Source organism: Glutamicibacter sp. JC586 (assembly GCF_009805585.1).
Lineage (GTDB): Bacteria > Actinomycetota > Actinomycetes > Actinomycetales > Micrococcaceae > Glutamicibacter.
Genome location: NZ_VHIN01000002.1, coordinates 381,158 through 406,182, shown reverse-complemented (window position 1 = coordinate 406,182; position 25,025 = coordinate 381,158). Strand labels below are relative to the sequence as shown.

At 55.0% G+C, this 25,025-nt stretch carries 21 protein-coding genes; 19 read left to right on the top strand and 2 right to left on the bottom strand.

Annotated elements, in window-relative coordinates:
• Window positions 1–5 precede the first annotated feature (5 nt).
• The gene (locus FJV47_RS02060; protein ID WP_159609548.1) at window positions 6–1,493 is read left to right on the top strand and encodes a sensor histidine kinase; all 1,488 of its coding nucleotides are present in this window, start codon (window positions 6–8) and stop codon (window positions 1,491–1,493) included.
• Between the two features lie 76 nt (window positions 1,494–1,569).
• On the opposite strand, the gene FJV47_RS02055 is transcribed toward FJV47_RS02060, so the two are convergent.
• A complete protein-coding gene (locus tag FJV47_RS02055; RefSeq protein ID WP_159609546.1) occupies window positions 1,570–3,288 on the bottom strand; it encodes a LysM peptidoglycan-binding domain-containing protein in 1,719 nt (572 codons plus the stop codon).
• A 206-nt stretch (window positions 3,289–3,494) separates the two neighbouring features.
• On the opposite strand from FJV47_RS02055, the gene FJV47_RS02050 reads away from it, so the two are divergent.
• Window positions 3,495–3,848: an Rv2175c family DNA-binding protein gene (locus FJV47_RS02050; RefSeq protein ID WP_159609544.1), complete on the top strand. Its 354-nt coding sequence runs from the start codon at window positions 3,495–3,497 to the stop codon at window positions 3,846–3,848.
• A 110-nt stretch (window positions 3,849–3,958) separates the two neighbouring features.
• Here the strand turns inward: FJV47_RS02050 and FJV47_RS02045 are convergent, their stop codons facing one another.
• A complete protein-coding gene (locus tag FJV47_RS02045) occupies window positions 3,959–5,065 on the bottom strand; it encodes a polyprenyl synthetase family protein (protein WP_159609542.1) in 1,107 nt (368 codons plus the stop codon).
• Window positions 5,066–5,227: 162 nt separating this feature from the next.
• Between FJV47_RS02045 and dinB the strand changes: the two genes are divergently transcribed.
• The 17 genes from dinB (at window position 5,228) to FJV47_RS01960 (ending at window position 25,015) form a co-directional block, all read left to right on the top strand.
• A complete protein-coding gene (gene dinB, locus FJV47_RS02040; protein ID WP_159609540.1) occupies window positions 5,228–6,394 on the top strand; it encodes a DNA polymerase IV in 1,167 nt (388 codons plus the stop codon).
• Between the two features lie 180 nt (window positions 6,395–6,574).
• Window positions 6,575–6,958: a DUF3040 domain-containing protein gene (locus tag FJV47_RS02035; protein WP_159609538.1), complete on the top strand. Its 384-nt coding sequence runs from the start codon at window positions 6,575–6,577 to the stop codon at window positions 6,956–6,958.
• 537 nt (window positions 6,959–7,495) lie between these two features.
• A complete protein-coding gene (gene mraZ / locus FJV47_RS02030) occupies window positions 7,496–7,909 on the top strand; it encodes a division/cell wall cluster transcriptional repressor MraZ (protein WP_159609536.1) in 414 nt (137 codons plus the stop codon).
• Window positions 7,910–8,080: 171 nt separating this feature from the next.
• Entirely contained in the window at window positions 8,081–9,073 is a 993-nt protein-coding gene (gene rsmH / locus FJV47_RS02025; protein WP_159609534.1) for a 16S rRNA (cytosine(1402)-N(4))-methyltransferase RsmH, read from the top strand.
• A gap of 1 nt (window position 9,074) precedes the next feature.
• Window positions 9,075–9,857 carry a hypothetical protein gene (locus FJV47_RS02020; RefSeq protein ID WP_159609532.1) on the top strand — a complete coding sequence of 261 codons (783 nt, stop codon included), beginning with the start codon at window positions 9,075–9,077 and terminating at the stop codon, window positions 9,855–9,857.
• Window positions 9,858–9,930: 73 nt separating this feature from the next.
• Window positions 9,931–11,745 carry a penicillin-binding protein 2 gene (locus FJV47_RS02015; protein WP_235026302.1) on the top strand — a complete coding sequence of 605 codons (1,815 nt, stop codon included), beginning with the start codon at window positions 9,931–9,933 and terminating at the stop codon, window positions 11,743–11,745.
• Window positions 11,739–13,331: a UDP-N-acetylmuramoyl-L-alanyl-D-glutamate--2,6-diaminopimelate ligase gene (locus tag FJV47_RS02010; protein WP_159609530.1), complete on the top strand. Its 1,593-nt coding sequence runs from the start codon at window positions 11,739–11,741 to the stop codon at window positions 13,329–13,331. The genes FJV47_RS02015 and FJV47_RS02010 overlap by 7 nt, the downstream gene beginning before the upstream one ends.
• A 50-nt stretch (window positions 13,332–13,381) precedes the next feature.
• The gene (gene murF, locus FJV47_RS02005) at window positions 13,382–14,839 is read left to right on the top strand and encodes a UDP-N-acetylmuramoyl-tripeptide--D-alanyl-D-alanine ligase (RefSeq protein WP_159609528.1); all 1,458 of its coding nucleotides are present in this window, start codon (window positions 13,382–13,384) and stop codon (window positions 14,837–14,839) included.
• Window positions 14,836–15,939, top strand: a complete 1,104-nt coding sequence (gene mraY, locus FJV47_RS02000) for a phospho-N-acetylmuramoyl-pentapeptide-transferase (RefSeq protein ID WP_159609525.1) — start codon at window positions 14,836–14,838, stop codon at window positions 15,937–15,939. Before murF ends, mraY begins: the two co-directional genes overlap by 4 nt.
• Complete coding sequence (murD, locus tag FJV47_RS01995; protein WP_159609523.1) at window positions 15,921–17,465, top strand: UDP-N-acetylmuramoyl-L-alanine--D-glutamate ligase; 1,545 nt, start codon at window positions 15,921–15,923, stop codon at window positions 17,463–17,465. The genes mraY and murD overlap by 19 nt, the downstream gene beginning before the upstream one ends.
• Window positions 17,466–17,508: 43 nt before the next feature.
• Entirely contained in the window at window positions 17,509–18,759 is a 1,251-nt protein-coding gene (ftsW, locus tag FJV47_RS01990; RefSeq protein WP_159609521.1) for a putative lipid II flippase FtsW, read from the top strand.
• Between the two features lie 95 nt (window positions 18,760–18,854).
• Window positions 18,855–19,976 (top strand): undecaprenyldiphospho-muramoylpentapeptide beta-N-acetylglucosaminyltransferase, encoded by a 1,122-nt coding sequence (gene murG / locus FJV47_RS01985; protein ID WP_159609519.1) that lies wholly within the window; start codon window positions 18,855–18,857, stop codon window positions 19,974–19,976.
• 4 nt (window positions 19,977–19,980) lie between these two features.
• Window positions 19,981–21,378: a UDP-N-acetylmuramate--L-alanine ligase gene (murC, locus tag FJV47_RS01980; RefSeq protein ID WP_159609517.1), complete on the top strand. Its 1,398-nt coding sequence runs from the start codon at window positions 19,981–19,983 to the stop codon at window positions 21,376–21,378.
• A 61-nt stretch (window positions 21,379–21,439) separates the two neighbouring features.
• Entirely contained in the window at window positions 21,440–22,174 is a 735-nt protein-coding gene (locus tag FJV47_RS01975; protein WP_159609515.1) for a cell division protein FtsQ/DivIB, read from the top strand.
• A 219-nt stretch (window positions 22,175–22,393) separates the two neighbouring features.
• Window positions 22,394–23,593, top strand: coding sequence for a cell division protein FtsZ (gene ftsZ / locus FJV47_RS01970; RefSeq protein ID WP_159609513.1), 1,200 nt, complete (start codon window positions 22,394–22,396; stop codon window positions 23,591–23,593).
• A gap of 19 nt (window positions 23,594–23,612) precedes the next feature.
• Window positions 23,613–24,335, top strand: coding sequence for a polyphenol oxidase family protein (locus tag FJV47_RS01965; RefSeq protein WP_159609511.1), 723 nt, complete (start codon window positions 23,613–23,615; stop codon window positions 24,333–24,335).
• A 125-nt stretch (window positions 24,336–24,460) separates the two neighbouring features.
• Window positions 24,461–25,015, top strand: coding sequence for a cell division protein SepF (locus tag FJV47_RS01960; RefSeq protein WP_159609508.1), 555 nt, complete (start codon window positions 24,461–24,463; stop codon window positions 25,013–25,015).
• The last annotated feature ends 10 nt before the right edge of the window (window positions 25,016–25,025 follow it).

The following is a 25,025-nucleotide window of genomic DNA, read 5'->3' as shown; positions in this document are numbered from 1 at the left end:
CGCCAATGGCCCTCATCACCGAAGAACTACGTCAACGTGCTGCACTAGCGCCCGGTGATGAGGACTGGCTCCACCTGCTGGTGGGGGACTGGCAACTGGTCTCGGACCTTGCGTTCGCGGATCTTGTACTCTGGTTCCCCTCCGGCGATGGATCTTACGTTGCTCTGGCACACGTGAGGCCTTCAACCTCGCATACCGCCTTCCACAGTGATTTTGTGGGAGAGCGGATCCGCAAGGATTTGCGCCTTATGGTGGATCAGGCCTGGGATACCTTGCAGGTTCAACGTTCGGCAGAGCAGGTCGGTAACGACATCATCATGGGACTCACCACGGTTCAAGCGATTCCTCTGGTCCGCCAGAATCGCCCCGTGGCCGTAATTACTTCGCACTTTGATCCCAACCAATCACGGACTCCCTCCAATCTGGAACTGGTGTATCGCCAAAGCGCGGATGACCTTTTGCAGATGGGAACCCAAGGCCTCTGGCCTGAATTTGCCAGCCCCACCGGCTCGCGTCGCGGTGCGCCACGAGTTGGCGATGGATTCATCAGGCTCAGTGTAGCTGGAGTCGTTGAATTCGCGAGTCCTAATGCGGTGTCCGGATTCCGGCGCCTCGGAGCTGCGGATGTGCTTCAAGGGCAACCACTATCGGATTTGACCATGGCTTTGGTCAGCGACCGACGAGTCGTCGATGAGACCTTACCCCTGGTTCTTCAAGGAAAAATGCCGTGGCGTACAGAAGTTGAACACCGGGGTGTCACACTCTCGCTGCGCGCTATTCCGCTGCGTAACGAATCCAAACGTTGGGGCGCCTTGGTACTCTGCCGTGACGTGACGGAACTACGTCGTCGGGAAAAGGAACTTGTTACCAAGGACGCGACGATTCGAGAGATCCACCACCGGGTCAAGAACAACCTTCAAACAGTGGCCGCCCTCTTGCGCATGCAATCGCGTCGGATGACCTCCGAAGATGGCAAACAGGGTCTGGAACAGGCAATGCGTCGCGTTTCAACCATTGCCTCCGTGCACGATTTCCTTTCCAAGGGTCTGAATGAGACCGTGAAATTTGATGATTTGATGGATCGTCAGTTCCGACTGATCGTTGAGATTGCCTCTCCTGAACAGCGAGTATCAACTCGCAGAGAAGGCGAATTTGGCATGCTAGACGCAGACCTCGCAACACCGTTGTCGTTGGTGATCAATGAACTAGTGACTAACGCAGTAGAACATGGTTTGGCTCAACGCGACGGAGAAGTTTCACTTGTTGCGCAGCGCTACATCGGCACCGATGGCGTGGATTGGCTTCGGGTCGTGATCGAGGACGATGGTCATGGGTTGCCACCGGAGCCACGGCGTGAAGGCCTTGGACTGCAGATCGTTCGCACGTTGGTTAATAGCGAACTTTCTGGTGAGATTCGTTGGTTGCCGGGGGACAGCGGTGGTACCAAGGTGCTCATTGAGATGCCTTTGGACTTAGAACGTAGGAACTCCTAGCTCCAAGTCGTAGGCCCAGAGACAACGATGGCCGATCAAACATCTAAGTGTTTGACCGGCCATCGATTTTTGCTAATTAGCGGAAGTTCTTCATGTGCGCTTTCACACTTGCGACGTAGCGCTTAGTGTCCTCGTACATGCCGTTCTTCTTTACGCCACCCAAGCCCTGGTAGTACGCAGCAATTGCGGTGTCCAGATCATCGGTGTTGTTCAGGTTGTATCGGATGACCGCTACACCGGCAACCACGTTGTCACGTGGGTTCAACGGGTTCAGGCTCTGGCCGATGCTTGAAGCGATCCAGTCGCTGGTGCTTGGAAGCACCTGCATGACGCCCACCGCGTTGGCAGGGGATACCGCACGCATATTGAAACCAGATTCCTGGTAAGCATGTGCTTGTGCCAGGGCAGGATCAACACCCATGCTCAGCGCAGTAGAGCGAATCAGGGACTGCATCTCTGATCGGCTTGGTACGCTAACCGAGTCAAGGTAATCCTTGTTGTCGTTGGCGTTGCTCACCACATGGTCTTCGTAGGTGCGACCTTCAAAGGTATTACCGATCTTGTCTTTCTTGACAGTACCGGTTGGAGCTACAGACGAACCGGAAACTTTGATCTTGTCCCCAACTCGAATGGGGGAACTGGTGCTCAGTGAAGGGTTCAGATTGAGCAATGACTTCAGCGACATATCGTGTTTGATCGCGATGCCACCGAGGGTGTCACCGGATTTGACGGTGTAGCTGGAGGTCTTGGCCTTAGGCTTGCTCTGAGTCGTTGTCTTCGTAGAGGAAGAACCACCCGATACCTTGATCTTGCTGCCAGGGAAGATCGGTTTGCTTGCCGAGATATCGTTGATCTTCAACAGCTCAGACAAGCTCATATCGTGCTTTGCAGCGATTGCGCCCAACGTGTCACCGGACTTCACAGTGTAACTTGAAGTGCTCGGCGCAGAAGATGTGTTTTTCTTGGATGACTTGGACTCATTGCTCGAGCCCGAACCGCTAACCTTCAGTTTGTTGCCTGGGAAGATGACCTTGCTGGCGGAGATATTGTTCTTGCTTAGTAGCGAAGACAAGCTCATGTTGTGCTTGACCGCGATGCTACCCAAGGTGTCGCCGGACTTTACGGTGTAGGTTGCGGAGCTCGAAGAGCTGCTCTTAGGCTTCGCTTTCGAAGCTTGTTCCTTCGAGTCCGAGCCGGATCCATTAACCTTCAGCTTGTTGCCCGGGAAGATGACCTTACTGGCGGAGATGTCGTTCTTGCTCAGCAGCGATGACAAGGACATGTTGTGCTTGCTCGCGATCGCGCTGAGCGTGTCACCGTTTTTCACGGTGTAAGTTTTTGTTCCCGAAGAGTTGCTGGACTTCGAAGAGTCCTTTTTTGAAGACTTCGAGGAGTCGGACTTACCAGAGACCTTAAGGGTCTTGCCAGCGATGATGACATCGCTCTTCAAACCGTTGATCTTTTTTAGCTCAGCAACGGAGATGCTGTATTCCTTGGCGATGCCCGAGAGAGTCGCGCCGGCAGGAATCTTGATTTCCTTCACGTCACGCTTGGCGGGAAGTCCGAGTGTTGAGACTCGCGATGCGATCAAGTGGGCCTTGATCTGTTCTTCAGCAACCTTGATGGTTTGTGGGGTTACAGCTTTAGCTAGGTTGCCTGAGGTTTTGGGGAGGGATACGGGGGTTGCTTGCGCGGCTGGTGCCAGCGCAAGGCTACCAATGACTGCGGCTGGGATGGCCGCGCCTGCTACTACGCCTAAAGCATGCTTAGAGACATGTTTCGATTCGTGGGGCATGGAGTCGATCCTCAAAGATACGGTGAAAATAACGGTCACTACTTCACTGCAACGCGAGAGACATACGTTTCTAATGTTGTTCGTGATGCAATTGTTATCAAAGTGATACAAGGAAATTTACACTACTAGTGAGTCGCATGGAAACCACTGTGGCCAGTTTTCCCAAAGTTTCTGCGGAGTTTGCGATTTTGTGGGAACCTTAAGGAGTGAAGGAAATCGTAAATCTCGTCGGCCAATGGCTGACCTTGCCCGACGTGGCAGAAGAATTAGAAATCGACATTCGTCAGGTCCACCGCCTCTTAGATGAGCGTGCGATCGTGTCAGTAAGAATCGGTGAACGCAACATTCGTTCGATTCCTGCTGATTTTCTCCAGGATGGCTCTGTTGTCGAGAGCCTGAAGGGCACGCTCTCGGTACTTTTGGATGCGGCTTACTCGGATGAAGAAGCGATCGTATGGCTATTCACTGAGGACGACTCGCTTCCGGGTACACCAATGAATGCCCTACGCTCAGGTCGCAAGACGGAAATTCGTCGCCGCGCGCAAGCACTCGGCTGGTAAGACTCCCGACCAGCATTCGCAAAGGCAGCAGACAACAATAAGGTCTCAACCATCTCCGTGGGTTACGGAAGGTTGAGACCTTTTGTTATCAAATATGGACCTTAGATGAGCTATTTAGAACGCTTCGTCACCGCGTCACTCAGATGTTGAAGGCCTGCCAAAGCCACTGGTGAGATTGAGAGGGCTTCGAGAGCCTTTTGGGATTGCCTGGTCAGTTCGCTGATACTGTTTTCGGTAGCGGCAAGAGCACCACTATCTCGAAGGATGTTGCTAAGGCGCTGAACTTCCTCATTGGACATGTCTTCGGCGCCGAGACGCGACTGAATGAATTCACGTTGCGATTCGTCAGTTAATAGGAGTGCATGCGCGATCAACTCCGTGCGCTTACCCTCAAGCAGGTCGCCACCAGTTGGTTTACCAGTGACTTCCGCATCTCCGAAAACACCAAGTACGTCGTCACGAAGTTGGAATGCCTCGCCTAGCGGAAGCGCGAACGCCGAATAGTGATCAAGTAGCTCCTGGCTAGCGCTGGCTAATGCGCCACCAATTAAGAATGGATTTTCCGTCGAGTACTTGGCGGACTTGTACGTCACGATGGTTCGTGCACGTTTGACCGCTTCACGGGGATCGTAAGCAGGCCCAGCTGATTCTTCTAGGACGTCTAGGTACTGTCCGGCCATGACCTGAGTCCGCATTCGATTAAAGATCTGTCGTGCATTAAAGGGTAGTACTTCAATCTCTGAGAACGCCTCTTCACTCAGTGATAAGCAAAGATCGCCGGTAAGGATGGCGCTGGCCGTTCCGTAGGCTGAGGCGCTACCCGAAAGGCCGAGCTTCTGGTGCTGAGCCTCAAAACGCTTGTGGACACTTGGTTGCCCTCGTCGGGTGTCGGAGTTATCGATAATGTCATCGTGGATTAGAGCGGCAGCTTGGAATAGTTCTAAAGCGACGCCGAGTCGAACGATGTCATTTGATTCCTTGTCGCCACCTGCTCCTTGATATCCCCAATAAGCGAAGAGCGGGCGCAGGCGTTTTCCACCACGGGTTAGATCGGCAATGGCGCTAACGATCTCAGTTGCGCTGGTCGTAATTTGCCCAACTTCAACACTCTTAGAGACCAGGAATTCCTCCAAGCCCAGCGCGACCTTCGTGGTGTAAGCCCGACCCAGTTCGAGGGCTTCGGTCTCGGCGGAGGGCAAAGAATCAGGCAACGACATGCAAAATCATTTCTTTGAGTGAACGACAGGTGGCAGGAACAACTCTACCGGTGATTGGGCGACACCGTTGGTCAAATAACTTCTTACAAACATCCTAGCGAAAACCGAACATATATTCGAGTATGGTAGATGTGTTCGGAATGATTAAGCAGGCAGGTGGGTATGGCGCATCGAGCGATATTGCACGTAGACATGGACGCGTTTTTTGTCTCTGTCGAGCTACTCGACCGTCCGGAGCTAGTCGGCAAGCCGGTCATCGTCGGCTTCCCGGAAGGAAGGAGCGTCGTGCTTTCCGCCTCCTACGACTGTAGGGCCAGGGGAGTGCATTCGGCCATGCCGATGAGCCAAGCGATCCCCTTGATGCCCGAAGCCACGATTGTTGAACCGAGCCATCATAAATATGCTCAAGCGTCCGAACAGATCATGGAGTACTTCCGTTCGCTCACCCCCTTGGTCGAGCAGATTAGTGTTGACGAAGCGTTTCTAGATGTTACCGGGAGCGTGCGAATGCTCGGCGGTCCGGTGCAGATCGCTCAAACGATACGTGAGCACATCAGCCAGAACATGGGGTTGCCCTCAAGTGTCGGAATTGCCAAGAACAAATTTGTTGCCAAATTGGCCTCAACATACGCAAAGCCCAATGGAATGGCTGTCGTCGCGCCGGAGAGGACTGAAGAATTCCTTCGGGACTTACCGGTCTCCAAAATGTGGGGCGTCGGCAAGAAGACCGGGGAACAGCTTCACGCTCTAGGTATCGAGACCGTCGGGGAACTATCTCGGGAGTCAGAAGCTCGCCTGGTCTCACGGCTGGGGGAGCATGGCAGATCTTTATACCTTCTTTCACGAGGCATTGATGATCGCCCGGTTGAGGTGACTCGGGATGAAAAAAGTATTTCGGCCGAGCACACGTTCAGCGCAGATGTTTCCGACGTACAAGTCTTGGAGGGTGAGCTTCTGCGACTGAGTCATAGGGTAGCCAAGAGACTGCGTGGGCATGGGCGCGCTGCCGGTGGCGTCGGATTGAAGATTAAGTATCGAGACTTCACTGGGGTGACTCGAACGAAAACGCTCGGCGCGGCCACGGATTCCTCGTCTGCTATTGGTGACGCGGCATTGTCACTACTTCACAAATTGTCACCTCTAGCTCAACCAGTACGGCTGGTTGGTGTGCGTGCTGAACGGCTACAGGATCCTGAAGTTGGTTTGCAGCTGAGCCTGGATCCAAAAGATGAAAAAGTCAGGGAGGCTGAACGGATGGCTGACTTGATCGGACAGAAATTTCCGCAGTCTTTGGTGACGCCAGCGCGATTTTTGCGACCACCAGAATAATTCGTTCCTGTGTGTCAGGTGGGTATCTGGGCCAGTGGCAAAGATCAAGTGGCAGGCCGGTGGTAAAAGAGACTATCCTAGTTGTACGGATCAAATGATTCGGGGAACTTTTTGCTCCGAATCTGCGTTGAACCTGACGGCGGTAAATGACCGTCAAGATTGCCTCGGAAGGAGAAGACGATGCCGCTATCGGAACACGAGCAGCGTTTGTTGGAGCAGCTTGAAAAGCAGTTGCACGAAGATCGTCGCTTCGCTTCTAGTATGAAGGGACCTGCTAGTGCGGGTCGCCTTTCCACGCGTAATGTTGCGCTAGGTATTCTTCTGGTGATCGCTGGCCTCGCCGGCCTCATATTTGGCATTTCCCAGCACATCATCATTCTTGGAGTGCTCGGTTTTGTGGTGATGTTTGGCGGAGTACTGCTGGCCCTAACCAAGTCGGCGTCAGGTAAGTTAGGATCTGCCGGAAACGCTGGATCCAAATCTGCCGCTAAGAATAATTCCCAGTTCATGTCTGGACTTGAGGAACGGTGGAATCAGCGAAAGCGGGATCAGTCGGACAGCTAGTCGGACGTGAAGTTGAGGTGTAACCCTTCGGGTTGCACCTCTTTTTTGTGCCCAGAATCCACTTCGGTGACGGTTAACTGAGCATGGTTGAGGTTTATAAATAACTGTCATTGCATCGGGCCCTAGCGAACGTTTCTATCCCCGGAACAAGCAGGCGACAATTGGTGGCTTGGGCGACACGCCTCAAAGACTGAGTCTAAATTCCCGGCAGATTCCAAGCTTGGCACTTATGTCGCTGAAATGCTGCAGCTCCACTTTCCTCCCCGGTGCGCCCCACCTCCCACCACTGGGTCCTTAAATGCCTAGAATCCGCAGGTTTTCATCCTGAGATCTATGAAAAATTGAGGGTATCTGAACGTTCACCGCTCGTTCCCTCCACCTTAACTAAGCCTGAGAATCCGCTAGATTTAGCTGATTTTTATCTCCAGACCCTCGCGAAACCAATGAAATCGCGTTGACAGTGGAGGGTTGTGGAGTAAAGTGGAGACAAGTAGAGAAGATTGGGGCTTCCGGCCACTTCGCGGAAAGGCGGTGTGCATGTTCCTGGGAACGTATACGCCCCGACTCGATGAAAAAGGTCGTCTAATTCTTCCCGCTAAATATCGTGATGAATTGTCCTATGGGCTGGTTCTCACTCGTGGACAGGAACGTTGCATATACGTTTTTAGTCAGCGGGAGTTTGAGAAACAGCATGAGCAGCTAGCTCAGGCGTCCTTGACCTCACGACGAGCACGCGACTACGCACGTGTGTTCCTCTCGGGAGCATCTGACGAAGTTCCGGACAAGCAAGGCAGAGTCACGATTCCGCAGGTACTGCGTACCTACGGTGGCCTTGACCGCGAAGTCACGGTAATTGGTGCGGGTAACCGCATCGAAATCTGGGATACGCAGGCATGGCAACAGTATCTGGATGAACAGGAAGAAGTTTTCTCGGATACGGATGAGGACTAGGGCTTAGAGCGCTGTCCAATCCACCAGCACAAGATGTTGGGATGAGATCTCCAGCCACCTAGAGGGGGAAGATCGTCTGGCTCCACTTCCCCGGAGCCAGAAGATTGAACTTCCACTTGGTTGGAGGGGGATCTGATTCCAACACGACTTAGAACATCGAAAGGGGGCGCAGTGCCAAATCAAGATTCTCAGCGACCTGCATCAGAACGCCACGTTCCAGTACTTCTGGACCGTTGCGTCAATCTACTAGCACCGGGTATTGAACGGGCAAATGCTGAAGGCCGTCGAGCAATCGTTGTGGACTGTACCCTGGGCATGGGTGGCCATTCCGAAGCCATCTTGAAGCGCTTTGCAATCCTACACTTGATCGGTCTTGACCGTGATGAACAGGCACACGAGTTAGCTGGCGCCCGTTTGAAGCCATTCGAGGATCGTATCGATCTGGTCCACGCTGTCTACGACGAGATTGCAGATGTCGTCGAAGACTTGGGCTTCCCCGGTGTTGACGGAGTCCTCTTTGATCTTGGCGTATCCTCCTTGCAGCTAGACGAGCGCGAGCGTGGCTTCGCATACTCCTACGATGCTCCGCTGGATATGCGCATGGATACCTCCGTTGGTCCCACCGCGGAGGATCTAGTCAATGACCTGGACCGCGAGGAACTGTTGCGGATTATCCGACAGTGGGGCGAAGAGAAGTTTGCTGGGCGGATCTCGACTGCAATCGTGGAAGCACGAGCAAAGTCGCGCATCACCACCACCGCCGAACTGGTTGAGGTTATCCGCGGCGTCGTGCCAGCGGCAGCGGCTCGCACTAGCGGTCATCCGGCCAAACGAACCTTCCAAGCGTTGCGCATCGCAGTCAACGAAGAACTTGATGTTCTCGAACGTGCCATCCCAGCAGCAATGGGAGCACTGAACGTCGGGGGACGCGTGGTAGTGATGAGTTATCACTCCTTGGAAGACAAGATCACCAAACGTCACTTTGTACAAGGTGCGACGTCTTCGGCTCCTCCGGGCTTCCCGGTGGAACTAGAAGAGCACAAGGCTGAATACAAGGTCCTTACCAAGGGCACTGAAAAGCCAAGCGATCAGGAAATTGCAGAAAATTCCCGTGCAGCCTCAGCTCGTTTGCGAGCTGTGGAGCGAGTGTTGAAGAGGAGCTAGGATGAGCCAGCGAGCCCCGCGTCGCGTGCAGAACTCTGCAATCGTGAACAACCAGCCAGTTGTTGAAGGCAGTGCTGCACGAGCCTTACGACCCGAGCCCGTGCTTGCTAGTGAGTTGCCAAAGAGCGATTTGCGCCAGCGAGTGACCCTTTCTCTAGTCCCACGGATTAAAGAATCTAATCGCCGTTCCATGATCACCATGTCTGCGATTCTGGTCGTTCTTGCTTTCAGCGTGATCGTCACCTTGGTTCTGCTCAACACCTCTGTAGCCCAGCGTCAGTACGATATCGTCTCGCTGCGCAACCAAGAACGTGCCTTGTCTCAAGAAAACCAATCCTTGCTCAAGGAAGCTCAGTCCCTGGGCGCACCACAGGCACTGGCGGCCAAAGCTAAAGACCTTGGACTGGTTTCACCGGGGGCTCCTGGACTGATCAGCCTTTCGGAGAGCAAAGTAACCCAGGACGCTGAGGCAGCGGTCAAGGCCAAGGACAGCAAGCAGGAATACGGGACGCTACCACTTCCAGGCTCGACTGCGAGCGAAAGCAAGAAGAGCGACTCTGAAGCGGCCAAGGACGAGAAATCGACTACGCCCAAGACCACTGTGGGTAAGACCTCACAGGATGAGAGCCAGTCCTCTGCTTCCTCTCAGGAATCTGTACAAACCGCGGTGACTACCGCGAAGAGTGACCGCGAAGTCTCCGAATCTGGTCGTCCAGTGTTCCAGGACTCGGAACTCAACGGCGGCACGATTCCGGCTCCAAGTATCAAATCCCCAGCAGAGTAGCCAGATCTTCCTAAGCTAGATAAGAGCTAGCGGATACTGCTGGAAACCACGCTGAGGGAAAGTTAGGTTCATTGTGAGCTCGACGGCAATCGACACTGTGAAAAAGCGCATGCGCTTTGTACTACTTCTCTCAGTGCTCTTGTTGGTGATTATTTTGGCCCGATTGGTTTGGGTCCAGGGGATCAACGCAACGTCCGTCGCCAACGCAGCGCAGGAAAATCGCGAACGTACAGAGACCATCGCTCCCACTCGTGGTTCCATTGAGGACCGCAACGGAACAACCCTGGCCGTGTCTGTCGACCGCTATGACCTGGTGATCGATCAGCGCCAGCAAGATGAAAACATTCGCCGTGCAAAACGCGATGGATCCAATGGACACGAGCTGGTCTCATGGGACCAGGCCATCGACGAACTAGCCAAGGCCCTGGATCAAGACCGAGATGAGCTAGCCAAGAAGGTGCGTCCGCAGGGCGACGCCACACCCAAAGGCTATGTGGTGCTGGCAAAGTCGGTGACCCCGGAAGTCCGCAACGAAGTTAACGAAATCGGTATTCCACGCCTATCCTCGTTGCTTCGAAGCGAACGCCAATACCCGCAGGGTGTGATCGCCGGACCGCTTCTGGGTTTTGTGAAGAACTCTGATGATCAGACCTCGGTAGTTGGTGCCGAAGGTTTGGAACTGAGCCAGGAAGATCACTTGGCAGGTACTGCCGGTAGCCGTAAGTACGAGATCAGCGCCGACGGTGTTCGAATCCCCGTCACCGAAGTTGAAGAGAATCCAGCGGTCAACGGTCAGGATGTCTTGCTGACCATCGACTCGGACATCAACTACGTGGCTCAGCGCGCGGCCGAAAAGAAGCGCGATGAGTTCAACGCGGAATGGGTCTCCGTCGTGGCCATGGAAGTAAAAACCGGCAAGATCCTAGCCATCGGTGATTCTGCTGAGCTTGATCCCAACGACCCGGGTGCAACGGATCCTGAATTCCGCCACTCCACCTCAATTACTCGTGCTTTTGAACCCGGCTCCACCGGTAAGGCTGCCATCTTCGCTGCGGCCATTGATCAGGGCGTGGTGAAAGCCACCGACGTCTTGACCGTGCCGAATAAGAAGACCTTTACCAAGGAGACCATCAACGACTCCTTGCGTCACCCCACCTATGACATGACCGTCGCCGGCGTCTTCGCCCGCTCCTACAACACCGGCACCGTGATGGTCGGCAACAAGATGAGCAAGCAGACGCGCTACGACTACATGCGAGCGTTCGGGTTGGGTACGCCGATTCAGGTGGGTCTGAATGGTGCCAGTGCCGGTCAGCTGGCCAAACCAGAAAACTGGGATCGTCGTCAGCAGTACACCACGATGTTCGGTCAGGGCTACTCTCAGACCGTGCTGCACACCGCCTCGATCTTCCAGACCTTGGCCAACGGTGGCGTCCGCCTATCGCCTAGCCTGATCGAAGGCTACCGAAATGATGACGGATCGGTCACCAAGATTCCTGACCCGGAGCAGAAGCGAGTGGTGAAGGAAACCACCGCCAAAGAGATGCTCAAGCTGATGGAATCAGTAGTGGACTACGGTACCGGTTACAAGGAAGCCATCCCGGGGTATCGTGTCGGTGGCAAGACCGGTACCGGTCAGGCCGCCGGGGCCAAGGGATACGACGGCTATACTTATTCCTTTGCGGGTGTAGCACCGTTGGAAGACCCACAGTACGTAGTGGTTGCAACCATGTACCGCCCTAAGGGTGACTGGAAAGCCTTCACTGTGGCCGACACATTTACCGACGTCATGAGCCACACGCTTAACACATTCAATGTGCCACCGAGCACAACAGATTCAGAGGCGTACGACGTCTTTGCAGGTAAGGAACAAAAGAAATCTTGGTAGCCCAGAATCCCGAAACTCCACGCGAGTTGGAGCGGTACCTTCGTCCAGAAAACATGGCCGGCTTGGGCTTCGATCAGGTCTGCGGCGCTGCTGGCGCAGTACGGACTGGGGCACAGTTCAAAGCTGCTGTCCAAGTTTTCGGAGTGAGTTTGAACCCGCAGGTCGTTCAGCCAGGTGATGTCTTCCTTGGTATCTCAGGTTCCAAACGACATGGCGCAGAATTTGTAGATACTGCCATCTCCAACGGCGCAGTAGCCGTTATCACCGATACCGCAGGTCTGGACTTCTTGCCTGAAGATCTATCCATTCCAGTGGCTGTGGTGGCCAACGTCCGCGCCTGTGCTGCACAGATAGCGCAGGTCATTTATGGCACCAAGGAGAACAGCCCACAGCTCTTCGCAGTGACCGGTACCAACGGTAAAACCACGACCACTTTTATGATTCGTTCAATCCTTGAAGCCTTGGGCGAAGAAACCGGGCTGATTGGCACGATCGAAATGTCCGCCCGCGGTCAGATCATTCCCAGCGTATTGACCACCCCCGAGTCAACGCAGCTGCACGGCGTGCTGGCCCGCATGGCCCAACAAGAGGTCACCTCCGTGGCCATGGAAGTTTCCAGCCATTCCTTGAGCTACGGTCGAGTGGACGCGCTGAACTTTGCGGTCGCCGGGTACACCAATCTCACCCAAGACCACCTGGACCTGCACGGCACAATGGAAGAGTACTTCCAAACTAAAGCCGAGTTGTTCACCCCCGAACGTAGCCAGAGCGCGGTAGTCATGGTTGATGACCAGTACGGTGCTCGACTGGCTGAACAGGCTCAGATCCCGACCCTGTCATTGAGCCTGGACGAGAAAAATACCCAGGCCCACTGGAGAGTATCGCAGCTGGAGCACTCTGGCCTAGGACATAGCTTCACCCTGACACACCGTGACGGGCAAGAACTTCGTACCCGCACCGCACTGCCCGGAATGTTCAACGTAGCCAACGCCGCGCTGGCTACCATTATGGTGCTGGCCAGCGGGGTTGATATCACCGCCCTGCAAAACGCACTGGATGCCAAAGATCCACTCTCGGTTGCAGTACCAGGACGCATGCAGGTGGTTGCCGAATCACCGGTTGCCGTCGTGGACTTTGCACATAACTCGGATGCTTTAGCTAAGGCGTTGGATTCGATTCGTCCAGGAGCACAAGGCCGACGAATCATCGTCTTCGGTGCCACCGGTGAGCGCGACAAGACAAAGCGCCCAGATATGGGTGCTGTGGCGGCACGTCACGCGGATATTGTCATTGTCACCGACGATGACCCGCATGGCGAAGAACCAGCGCCGATTCGTGAGCAGGTTGCGGCCGGTGCCCAAGAGGTCATTAACTCCGAACGTAGCGAAACGGTGCTTTACAACATCGCGCCACGCGCCAAAGCCGTGGAATTCGCTGTGAGTTTGGCCCAGGCTAATGACGCCATCCTCGTTGCCGGTCGTGGTCACGAGGTCAGCCAAGACGTTGCCGGAATTGGTGTGGAACTTGATGACCGTGTGGAATTAGCCAACGCGCTAAATCTTCATGGATTTGTGACCAAATCCTAGATAGTACAAGACCACTAACGCCACCGCACGAGTGTAAAGTCCTTAATGCCATGATTGAACTGTCTTTGACCGACCTATTGAAGATCACCGGGGGAGAAGCGAGCCCAACCGCCGCTTCCGACACGTTGATCACGTCCGTGACCACTGATTCGCGTGAAGTGACTTCAGGTTGCCTATTTGTTGCCAAGCCGGGGGAATTCTCCGACGGGCACGCTTTTATTGATCGCGCCCTCGCCGCCGGTGCTGTGCTGGCCCTGGCTGAGCGAGTGACCTATGACGACGCGCGGAACGTACATCCGGCGATCATCGTTGACGACGCTGTCGAAGCTATGGGCAAGATTGCCGCTCACATTGTTGAGTACCTCAAAACTAAAAACGACGCCAAGGTAGTGGGCATTACCGGTTCGGCCGGGAAAACTACGACCAAGGACCTGTTGGCCGCGATCCTTGCGGACGTGGCACCTACCGTGTCGCCGATCGGCTCCTACAACGGTGAGGTTGGCGTGCCGCTGACCGTGTTCACCGCGACGGAACAAACTAAGTACCTTGTTATCGAGATGGGGGCAACCGGTATAGGTCACTTGACCTACCTCACCGACATGGTGCATCCGCAGGTCGGCGTGGTGCTTTGTGTGGGTACCGCTCACGCTGGCGAATTTGGCGGCGTCGAGAATATCGAGAAAGCCAAGGGCGAACTTGTCGAATCCCTCGATGCCGATGGCATCGCCATTTTGAACGCCGACGATTCGCGCGTGGCACGCATGGCGTCGCGTACCAGCTGCGAGGTACGCTTCTTTGGAACCAGCGACCGCAAGGTTGAACGTGCAGGTGTGTGGGCCAGTGACATTGTCGTCAACGGTGCCGGAGAGCCACAGCTGACCCTTGAATTCCCTAACGGCTACAGCCAGCGGATAACCTCCGGGCTACTTGGACGACACCATGTGAGCAATATTCTGGCTGCCGCTAATGCAGCCTACGCCCTGGAAATCAGCCCCGAGACGATTGCCTCCAGCCTTGAGGGACGAGCCGCGGGTAGCCGCTGGCGAATGGAACGCATCGAACGTGCCGACGGCGTGAGCATCATCAACGACGCGTACAACGCCAACCCCGAGTCCATGCGGGCAGCCCTCGTGACACTGGCCGAATTGGGATTGGGTCATGATGGGCAGCCACCACGTCGTACCTGGGCAGTGCTCGGGGAAATGCTTGAACTCGGCGATGAACGAATCCACGAACATGACATGCTCGGACGCTTGGCCGTTCGTATGAACATCAAGAAACTCGTTGTCGTCGGTGCAGGGGCTAAACCTGCCTACAACTCGGCTGTGCTCGAAGGCAGCTGGGGCGACGAGGCTTACTACGTTGAATCCGTGGATGAGGCTCGGCAGCTATTGCAAGCCGAACTTCAGCCAGGGGATATTGCCCTATTCAAGTCCTCTAATGGGGCCGGTCTGCGCTTCCTTGGCGACGACATCGCAGCATTCGTGAAGGAAGGCGAAGACGCGTGATCGCATTGATCTTGGGGGCAGGTATTGCCCTCGTACTAACCATGGTGGCCATGCCGCTGTACATCAAACTACTCACCGCCAAGCAATATGGGCAGGTAGTACGCGATGACGGTCCCAACTCTCACGCCGTAAAGTCGGGCACCCCCACCATGGGCGGTGTGGTCTTTGTCTTGGCCGTATTTGTTGCCTACTTCGCCACCCACGGCATCCTGGCCCTGATGGGACGCCAATCATCGGGTATCACGGCCAGCGGATTGCTCGCCCTGCTGCTCTTTGGAGGCATGGGACTGATCGGCTTCTTGGATGACTTCATCAAGATCTTCAAGAAGCGCTCCTTGGGCCTTCGCGCGTGGCAGAAGATTGTCCTGCAGGCCATTTTCGGTATCAGCTTTGCGGTATTGGCCCTACAGTTCCCCAACGAGCGGGGATTGACTCCAGGATCCACCGCGATCTCATTCCTGCGCGATACCAACATTGATCTGGCATTCGCCGGACCATTGCTGGGGCTGGTCCTGTTTGTGATCTGGGCAAACTTCATTGTTACCGGTACCACCAACGCGGTGAACCTCACCGACGGTCTAGACGGACTGGCCACCGGCGCTGCAATTATGGTTTTCGGCGCCTACACGCTGATGGGGATCTGGCAGCAGAATCAAGCCTGCGCAAACATCAGTTCCATGGACGTGTGTTACTCGGTGCGAGACCCACAGGACCTGGCTCTGCTTGGTGCTACGCTCTCGGGCGCTTTGATCGCATTCCTCTGGTTTAACGCCAAACCGGCGAAGATCTTCATGGGGGATACCGGTTCATTGGCTATCGGCGGTGCCATCGCTGCCTTCGCAATACTCTCGCGCACCCAGCTGCTGCTGGTTATCATCGCGGGACTGTTCGTAATCGTTGCCGTTTCGGTAATTATCCAGGTGGGTTACTTCAAGATCTCCGGTGGTAAGCGAGTCTTTAAGATGGCCCCACTGCAGCACCACTTTGAACTTTCGGGTTGGTCCGAAGAAAACGTCGTTATTCGCTTCTGGATCCTGGCCGGACTCTTCGTCGCTGCCGGTCTGGGACTCTTCTACTCTGAATGGGTTGTCGCACTGTGAGCGCAGATGCCAAAGAACTTTTGGACTCACTAACCAGCTGGGATGCTGACTGGAAAGGGCTACGCGTTGTCGTGGCCGGGCTAGGACTTTCTGGGTTCTCCGCCGCTGACACGCTGATCGAACTTGGCGCGATCGTGACCGTCATTGACGGGCGGGACGATCAGAGCAATCAGCAGCGAGGCGAAACCCTGAAAATTGTCGGTGCCCATGAGGTCCTGCTCGGCGCCGAACACGTGACATCCCTGCCCCTGGTTGATTCAGCGCAGGCACAGTTGGTAATGGTTTCCCCGGGATGGAATCCTCGCCACCCCGTCATCGCCGAAGCTGAAAAGCTGAATATCGCGGTCTGGAGCGATATCGAGTTGGCTTGGCGCGTGCAGAACCGTGCTGGACACGTAGCACCAAAATGGTTGGCCATTACCGGAACCAACGGAAAAACCACCACCGTAGGCATGACCGAATCGATCTTGCGTGCCGCAGGGTTGAAAGCCATCGCCGTAGGCAACGTTGGTACTCCAATTCTTGATGCCGTACGTGAACCAGTTGACTACGACGTATTCGCGGTTGAGCTCTCCAGCTTCCAATTGCATTACACCCACAGCATCTCGCCTTTGGCTTCCGTGGTCTTGAACATCGCAGAAGATCACGTGGACTGGCACGACGGCTTTGAAAACTACAAGGCTGCCAAGGCCAAGATTTACGAGCGCACCCAAGTTGCAGCTATCTTCAACGTGGACGAGCAAAGCACCATTTCGATGGTAGAAAATGCCGACGTCGTGGATGGATGTCGCGCTATCGGTTTCACCACCGACACCCCAGCGATGTCCATGATTGGTGTGGTGGAGAACCTTCTGGTTGACCGCGCCTACATTGATGATCGAAAGAACAGCGCGGCTGAACTGATTCCGCTGGATCAGATTGGTGAGATCGTCCCTCGACATACAGCGGCGAATGCTGCGGCTGCCGCGGCTTTGACCCGTGCCTATGGCGTCGAACCAGAAGCCGTGTTCCAGGGTTTGAGCGGATTTGACGCTGGGGATCACCGAATCCAGGCTGTTGCCCGTAAGAACGACATCCTGTGGATCAACGATTCGAAGGCTACCAACCCGCATGCCGCCGATGCCTCTTTGGCGGCGTTCACCCGCGTGGTTTGGATTGCCGGAGGACTCTCAAAGGGTGTCGAATACGAAGAGCTAATTGCTAAGCACGCACATCGTTTGGCTAAGGTATTGCTCATCGGAACCGATACTGCCGGGCTGATCAGTGCGTTGGCTGCCAAAGCACCTGCGGTTGAGGTCATCAACATCACCGCGCTGACCCCGTCAGCTGATTCTCAGGCACCCACCGGACTTGAAGTCATGGCCCAAGCAGTGGCGAAGGCTCACGAAGTTGCTGAGCCCGGCGACACCGTGTTGATGGCGCCGGCTGCAGCATCGATGGACCAATTCAGCTCCTACGCCCAGCGTGGCAACGCGTTTATCAGCTCCGTGAGTGATCTGATGGATAACGCGGGCGAAGAGCACTAAGCAACCGTTTACCGTACAGATAACATCAAGGCAGGAGGCACCGATGGCGACTAAGCAACATCAGCCAGCCACGGAGGCCACGGCAAAAACTCCCTTGTTGACCAGACTGATCGGCATAGTGGAAAGCGCCAGCGGTCGCATGGCGTCCATCGACTACTGGATGGTTCTTGCCATCTCGGTAGTATTGGCAGTTTTTGGTGTGCTGATGGTTCAGTCCTCAGCCTCGGTGGAAGCCATCGCCAAGGGCAAGGACGGCTTCACCGTCGCGCTGTCCCAGGCCACGTTTGCCGGTGTGGGCATCGTGCTCATGTTGGTGATGCAATTCATTAAGCCAAGCACGCTTAAGCGGTTGGGCTGGCCCTCGGTGTTGGGTGCCATTCTCCTGCTGTTCCTGGTCGCCTTCACCCCCTTGGGACATACGGTTCTGGGTAACCGAAACTGGATTAGAATCGGCCCGCTGGGTCTACAGCCCAGTGAATTTGCCAAGTTGGCTCTTGCCGTCTTTGCCGCTTTTATGCTGGAGAAGAAGCAGCATCTCCTGCACGACATGAAGCACTTGGTTGTTCCCATCGTGATTCCCGTGGGTATTACCATTGTTGGTTTGGTGGTCGTGGGTAAGGACGTCGGTACCGCGCTGGTACTGCTGATGGTAATTGCCGCAGCGATGTTCTTGGGCGGAATCCGGATGAAGTGGTTGGCAGGTTTTGCTGCCGTCGGCTTTGTCGGTTTGGCCGTTGCCGTCATGGGTTCATCGAACCGTCGACAGCGTGTTCTTGCTTGGTTGGATACCGACTGTGGTCCTAGCGACCAGTTGTGTTATCAGGCCAGCATGGGGCTGCATGCCTTCGCCTCCGGTGGCTGGTTTGGCGTAGGCGCTGGACAGTCGCGCATGAAGTGGTCCTACGTGCCAGAAGCTCAGAATGACTTTATTTTCTCTATTCTGGGTGAAGAGTTCGGTTTGATCGGTGTGCTGTTCGTTCTTGCCATGTTTATCGTCTTGGCGTTGGCCATGTACCGCATCGCTATGCGAGCCAGCGACATGTACACCAAGGTCCTCATGGGTTGCTTGATGTCATGGGTTATCGGCCAGACGTTCGTCAACCTCGGTACCGTTACCGGTGTTCTTCCGGTCATTGGTGTCCCGCTGCCATTCATTTCATCAGGTGGCTCGGCGATGTTAGCCATTATGTTGGCCATGGGCTATGTCCTGTCTTCAGCGCGTGCGCAGAAGCTCGCCTTTGAAGCCGGCGAGGGCAAGGCCAAGGACAAGACCATCCCCGCCAAGCAGAAATAGCGCGTCGACCGCACGCTAAGAAAACGTTGAAGCCCCGAGATGACCTTGACGGGCAACAAACCCGGGTTTCGGGGTCTTAAGGAGCAAGAGAACCAATGACTGAAGCTATGCGTCTTGTCGTAGCAGGCGGAGGAACTGCCGGTCACATTTCACCTATGCTGGCGATTGCCGATGCGGTGAAGGACGAACAAGCCGGTGCCCAGATCACTGCCTTGGGTTCGCCGGGCGGATTAGAAACCAAGCTGGTTCCGGAAGCGGGCTATCAGCTGGAACTAATTCCCAAGGTTCCGATGCCTCGCAGCCTGAACCTCGACCTGTTCAAGTTCCCTTTCCGGTTCCTCTCCGCTTTAAACCAAGCTAAGCGTGTTCTGAAAGAGAACAAGGCCGAAGCGGTGCTGGGCGTAGGAGGGTACGTTTGCACTCCCGCCTACCTAGCGGCTAAACAACTACGGGTACCGATTTTCGTTCACGAGGCAAACTCGGTGGCCGGCATGGCTAACAAGTTGGGTGCCAAGTCTGCTGCGTTTGTCGGAACCACTTTCGCCCACACAGGACTGCCAGGCGAAGTTCAAGTTGGTATGCCAATGCGTTCGAACGTCGCTCAAATGGACCGACATGCTCTGCGCGATGAAGCACGCGAATATTTTGCGGTGCCGAAGAACAAGCCAGTGCTTCTGGTAACCGGCGGTTCCTCAGGTGCGCAAAGTATCAACACGGCGATCGCGGACTCTCTCGATGAGCTTAATGCCGCTGGAGTGCACACAGTACACATCACGGGACGCGGAAAACAGATCCTCGATGCAGCGGGCCTGCCGCTGGAGCACGAGGGATACACGCAGCTCGAATACGTGGATCGTATGGAGTACGCGTACGCGGTAGCCGATTTGATGGTATGCCGTTCGGGCGCCGGTACAGTATGTGAGCTTGAAGTGGCCGGGACCGCTGCTGTGCTGGTTCCCCTGCCCATCGGTAATGGTGAGCAGCAACTCAACGCCCGTGACTTAGTCGCTGCTGGGGGAGCGGTACTGGTTTCTGATGACGAATTTTCCAAGGCCTATGTCACCGAAAATGTCATCAAATTACTGAGCGATCAGCATAAACTTGAACAGATGTCTCAAGCCGCTGCCTCACTAGGTCAGCGCGACGCTGCACAAATCATGGCACGTCGAATTATTGAAGAAGTTTCAACCCGTCGTGGTGCGGGTCAGGAAGGCTAGAACCATGGCATTGCGCGCCAACGAACTGCAAGCTGAACTCGGCAAAGTACACCTGATGGGCGTTGCCGGGGTTGGAGTTTCTGCAGTGGCTCGATTGCTGCTGGACTACGGACTGGAAGTTTCGGGCACCGATGCAAAGGACCTGCCCGTGTTGGAGGGTCTACGTGAACGCGGAGCCCGAATCCACGTTGGCTATGATCCTGCCAACCTTCAAGATGCCCAGACCGTGGTCATCTCCTCGATCATCAAGCCCGGCAACCCGGAATACGATGAAGCGGTACGTCGCGGCCTGAAAATTCTGCACCGTTCGCAAGGGCTGGAAGCAACCATGCGCGGTCATGAAAAGATCGTGACCATTGCCGGTACCCACGGCAAAACCACCACCACTTCGTTGACCGCTCATATGCTCAAAGCTGTGGGCGCACGTCCAAGCTTCGCTGTCGGCGCGAACATTCCAAGCCTGGGCACCAACGCGGAGCTTGGTGCAGGCGGTTACTTTGTGGCAGAGGCTGACGAGTCAGACGCTTCGTTCTTGAACTACCGTCCTGACGTAATCATCGTGACCAACGTTGAAGCCGATCACCTGGACCACTACGGAACTGCCGAAGCCGTTCACCAAGCCTTTGTGGACTTTGCCCGTTTGTTGCCCGAAGACGGCCTGCTCATTTGTTGTGCCGATGATGCAGGAGCAAATGAATTAGCGACGAAGATGCGGGCCGAACGGGGTGAGCTGCGTGTGCTGACCTATGGATTCAGCGAAGATGCGGATCTTCGACTCTCTGGTGCGCAGTCCACAGCTGATGGACGTTTTACCGCAACAGTTGACCTAAATGACGGCCAGCGCCACACCATGGATCTGGCAGTACCCGGTCAGCACAACTTGCTCAACGCTACCGCTGCACTCTGCGTTGGGTTGGACGCCGGGCTTGATGCTGACCAAGCACTGCAGGCGCTAGCAAGTTTCTCCGGGGCAGCACGCCGGTTTGAGTTCAAAGGTGAGGTGGGAGCAGTCCGCGTCTTCGATGACTATGCTCACCACCCCACAGAGGTGCAGGCAGCCTTGTCGGCAGGACGCACGGTTGCCGGTGAAGGCAAACTGCACGTGGTCTTCCAGCCACACCTATTTAGTCGTACCAAAGAGTTCTACCGAGAGTTCGCGCAGGCGCTTTCATTGGCCGATTCGGTTGCCGTTTTGGAAATCTATCCGGCACGCGAAGAGCCAATCGAAGGGGTGACCAGTGAGCTGATTTCATCCCGGGTTGAGGTGCCGTCCAATGTCTTTGAACCTGCTGCTGCAGTCGCACATGTGGTTGAAAAAGCAGAACCCGGAGATGTTGTGATGACCATTGGTGCCGGCGATGTTACGGCTCTTGGTCCAGAAATCGTGAAATCGCTGAGCTAAATTCAGCATGCAATAGTCGTTGGCCAAGTTCATTGGTCTTATCAACCACACAAGGCGTTCCATGGGTGAAGATTCAAAAGTCGTAGTACTTCCGGAAAGTCCCGAGAAGAAGCGACGTAAGCTTCTGATCATAGTCGGGGTGAGCATTGTGGTGCTCAGCCTCGTGGCGGTGCTGATCTTGAGTTTTTCTCCCTTACTGGCGGCTAAGAAAATCGAAGTCTCAGGCACCAAACTGGTTGATGCTAAGAAGCTGAGCCAGTCTTTGGAACCGCTGAAGGGAACTCCGCTTCCGCGGATTTCAGAATCAAAGGTTCAAGAACTCATTGGCGAGCAACCGGCTATTGATAGCGTTGTTGTTAAAGCACAGATGCCTGACACCTTGGTTGTTGAGGTCATTGAGGCAGATCCAGTGGCCATCTTGGTTGATGGTGACAAGCAGTACCTCGTCTCCGAGACCGGCAAGAAGCTAAGGACGCTTGGGAAGAACGACAAGACGAAGCTTCCGAAGGTCAAGGCAAGTAATGAGACAAAGGATCCGGAGAAGTTCAAACTGCTCACCAGCATCTTGAGCTCGGTAGATCAGGACGTGCTCAAGGAAGTCTCCACCGCAACGCTGTCTAAGGCAGGCTTCGCCGAACTGGCGCTTCCCAAGAAGCGGACGCTGATATGGGGAGACAACTCCAAGTCGGCACTGAAAAATCAGGTAGCGAAGATATTTGTGAAAGAACTTGGCGACAAAGATTCAGCCAAGACCACGATCGACGTTACCAATCCAGAGAATCCAGTCGTTTATTAAGTCTCGGCCTTCTGGGCGCGGGAGGACGAATAAGCCGACAAATTCTGGAAAGATAGTTTTGAACAAGCGACACGCCTAGGCGGTCGTTGCACAAAGACCACACGACTCATAGCGTTTCTAATAACGACAGCTTGACAGAACCTAAAGCTTAAGGCTAAAGATGAAGGTTTTCAGCTGGAGTCGTGAAATATGTAGCACATCTAACAAGGGAAGCGGGACGTGGCAGCTCCACAGAATTACCTCGCGGTCATTAAAGTCGTCGGAATCGGCGGTGGCGGTGTAAACGCAGTCAATCGAATGATCGAAGTCGGTCTCAAGGGCGTAGAGTTTATCGCCATTAACACCGATGCTCAGGCTCTGCTTATGAGTGATGCCGACGTCAAACTGGACGTAGGACGCGAACTTACTCGTGGCCTGGGCGCTGGCGCTAACCCAGATGTGGGCCGCCAGGCAGCTGAAGATCATGTAGAAGAAATCGAAGATGTCTTGCGTGGCGCAGACATGGTCTTCGTAACCGCTGGCGAAGGTGGTGGCACCGGTACCGGTGGCGCCCCGGTCGTGGCACGTATTGCCCGTTCGCTTGGTGCATTGACCATCGGTGTCGTCACCCGTCCGTTCACCTTCGAAGGTCGCCGCCGTGCGAACTCCGCCGAGTCGGGCATCGAAGCCCTACGCGACGAAGTAGATACTTTGATTGTGATCCCGAACGATCGACTGCTCTCGATCTCGGACCGCAACGTTTCGGTTCTGGACGCATTCCGCCAGGCTGACCAGGTCTTGCTCTCCGGTGTGCAGGGCATCACCGACTTGATCACCACTTCCGGTTTGATCAACTTGGACTTCGCCGACGTTAAGTCAGTTATGCAGGGTGCAGGTTCCGCACTTATGGGTATCGGTTCTGCCCGCGGTGAAGACCGTGCCGTCAAGGCCGCCGAACTGGCGATTGCTTCGCCACTGCTTGAGGCATCCATCGATGGTGCACACGGTGTACTACTCTCCATCCAGGGTGGCTCTGATCTCGGTCTGTTTGAGATTAATGAAGCCGCTCGCCTGGTTCAGGAGGTTGCTCACCCTGAAGCCAACATTATCTTCGGTGCCGTCATTGACGATGCCCTGGGTGATGAAGCACGCGTGACCGTGATTGCTGCCGGCTTTGATGAGCCAGATGTAACCAGCAAGCCAATGGCACCGGTTACAGCAAAGCCAGCTGTATCTACGCGTCCAGTTGAGCCAGTACCTGCTGCGGTATCAGAACAGCAGGCACCTGCAACTCCTGCAGCTGCAAAGCCAGCACCGGTTGCCGAAGAGAAGCCTGCTGCTGAAAACAACAACGGCTCGTTCCAGGACCTTCCTGACGTTGTCGATTCGGACCTCAATGGCTCGAATGACGACCTGGACGTACCTGACTTCCTGAAGTAAAACAGCGAGAAGCTGAGCAGTGCTACATTTCACGTCGGACCTCGATCCAAATATTCATCTGGCGTTCACGTCGCGAGAAGAGGGAAACCTCGCCTTGCACGTGAACGACGATCCTCGCCTCGTGGCGGAGAATCGAAGCCGGTTGGAAGATACGATCGGGGTTCGACGTTTCTCGCTTAATTTCATGAATCAAGTGCACTCGGCGGATGTCTTCACTGTTGATCCGGTAGCACGAACCTCCTGGCTGGAGCCAACGGCACCTACTTGCGATGGTTTGATTGACCCCACCGGGGAGTACCCGTTGGCGGTGATGGTTGCTGACTGCTTACCTGTACTTTTTGTTGGTAAAGATATAGCTACCGATCGCACGCTGACCGCAGCAACGCACGCAGGACGCCGAGGTTTGTTGGACGGAATCTTGACTCGGACCGTTGAAGAGCTCCGTGCTCATGGTGCCAGTCTGATCGAAGCCATTATTGGCCCATCGATCTGTGGGCGATGCTATGAAGTGTCACCTCAAATGGCCGAAGAATCAGAGACCCTTCGAACGGGCATCCGTACCGAAACCCGCTGGGGAAGTAGCGGGTTAGATTTGCCGGCCACAGCGCAACGTGAATTATCCTCACTCGGTGTTCAAGTGCGTCAGAGCCAGGTCTGCACGTTGGAGGATGAAAACTATTTTTCATACCGACGCACACCAAGCGCAGGGCGACTTGCGGGACTGATTTGGTCAGCTGCGTAGGCGTGCGCGACACACCGCCAAGAATTGAACGAATAAACGATGCCTGCCGAAATTTGTACGGTAGCGTCGAAGTAGCGGAAGCATGCAATGGGGTTGCATGCAAGGGATAAACGAGGAGAAACATCGTGGCTGACGGTCTACGTAAGGCAATGGTATATCTCGGCTTGGCGGACGCCGTCGAGCAAGAAGAAACCCAGACAACATACGCCGAACCCAAGAGTCAGGTGCGTGTTGTTGAGGAGGCTGCCCCTACGCAGCGCCCTGCAGAATCCCCACGTCCGCAAGCTGTCGCAAGACCAGCTGCGCCGCAGTCACAAGCTAGAGAACCAGAGACGGAATACCGTGCTCCGGTCACCCCAATCAAGCGTGCCCCTTCAGTACGGGATGAGGATTCCGAATTGCGTCAGATTACAACCGTCCACCCACGTTCTTACAACGATGCCAAGATCATCGGTGAGAACTTCCGCGACGGAATCCCGGTGATTATGAATGTCACCGACATGGGCGAGACCGATGCCAAGCGTCTCGTTGATTTCTCGGCCGGACTCGTTTTCGCTTTGCACGGCTCAATCGAGCGCGTGACTAACAAGGTGTTCCTACTTTCCCCTTCAACCGTTGAGGTTCTTGGGGAAGATCACAAGAAGTCAGAAGCTCAGGCTACTTTCTTCAACCAGAGCTAAGAGGCCAGGA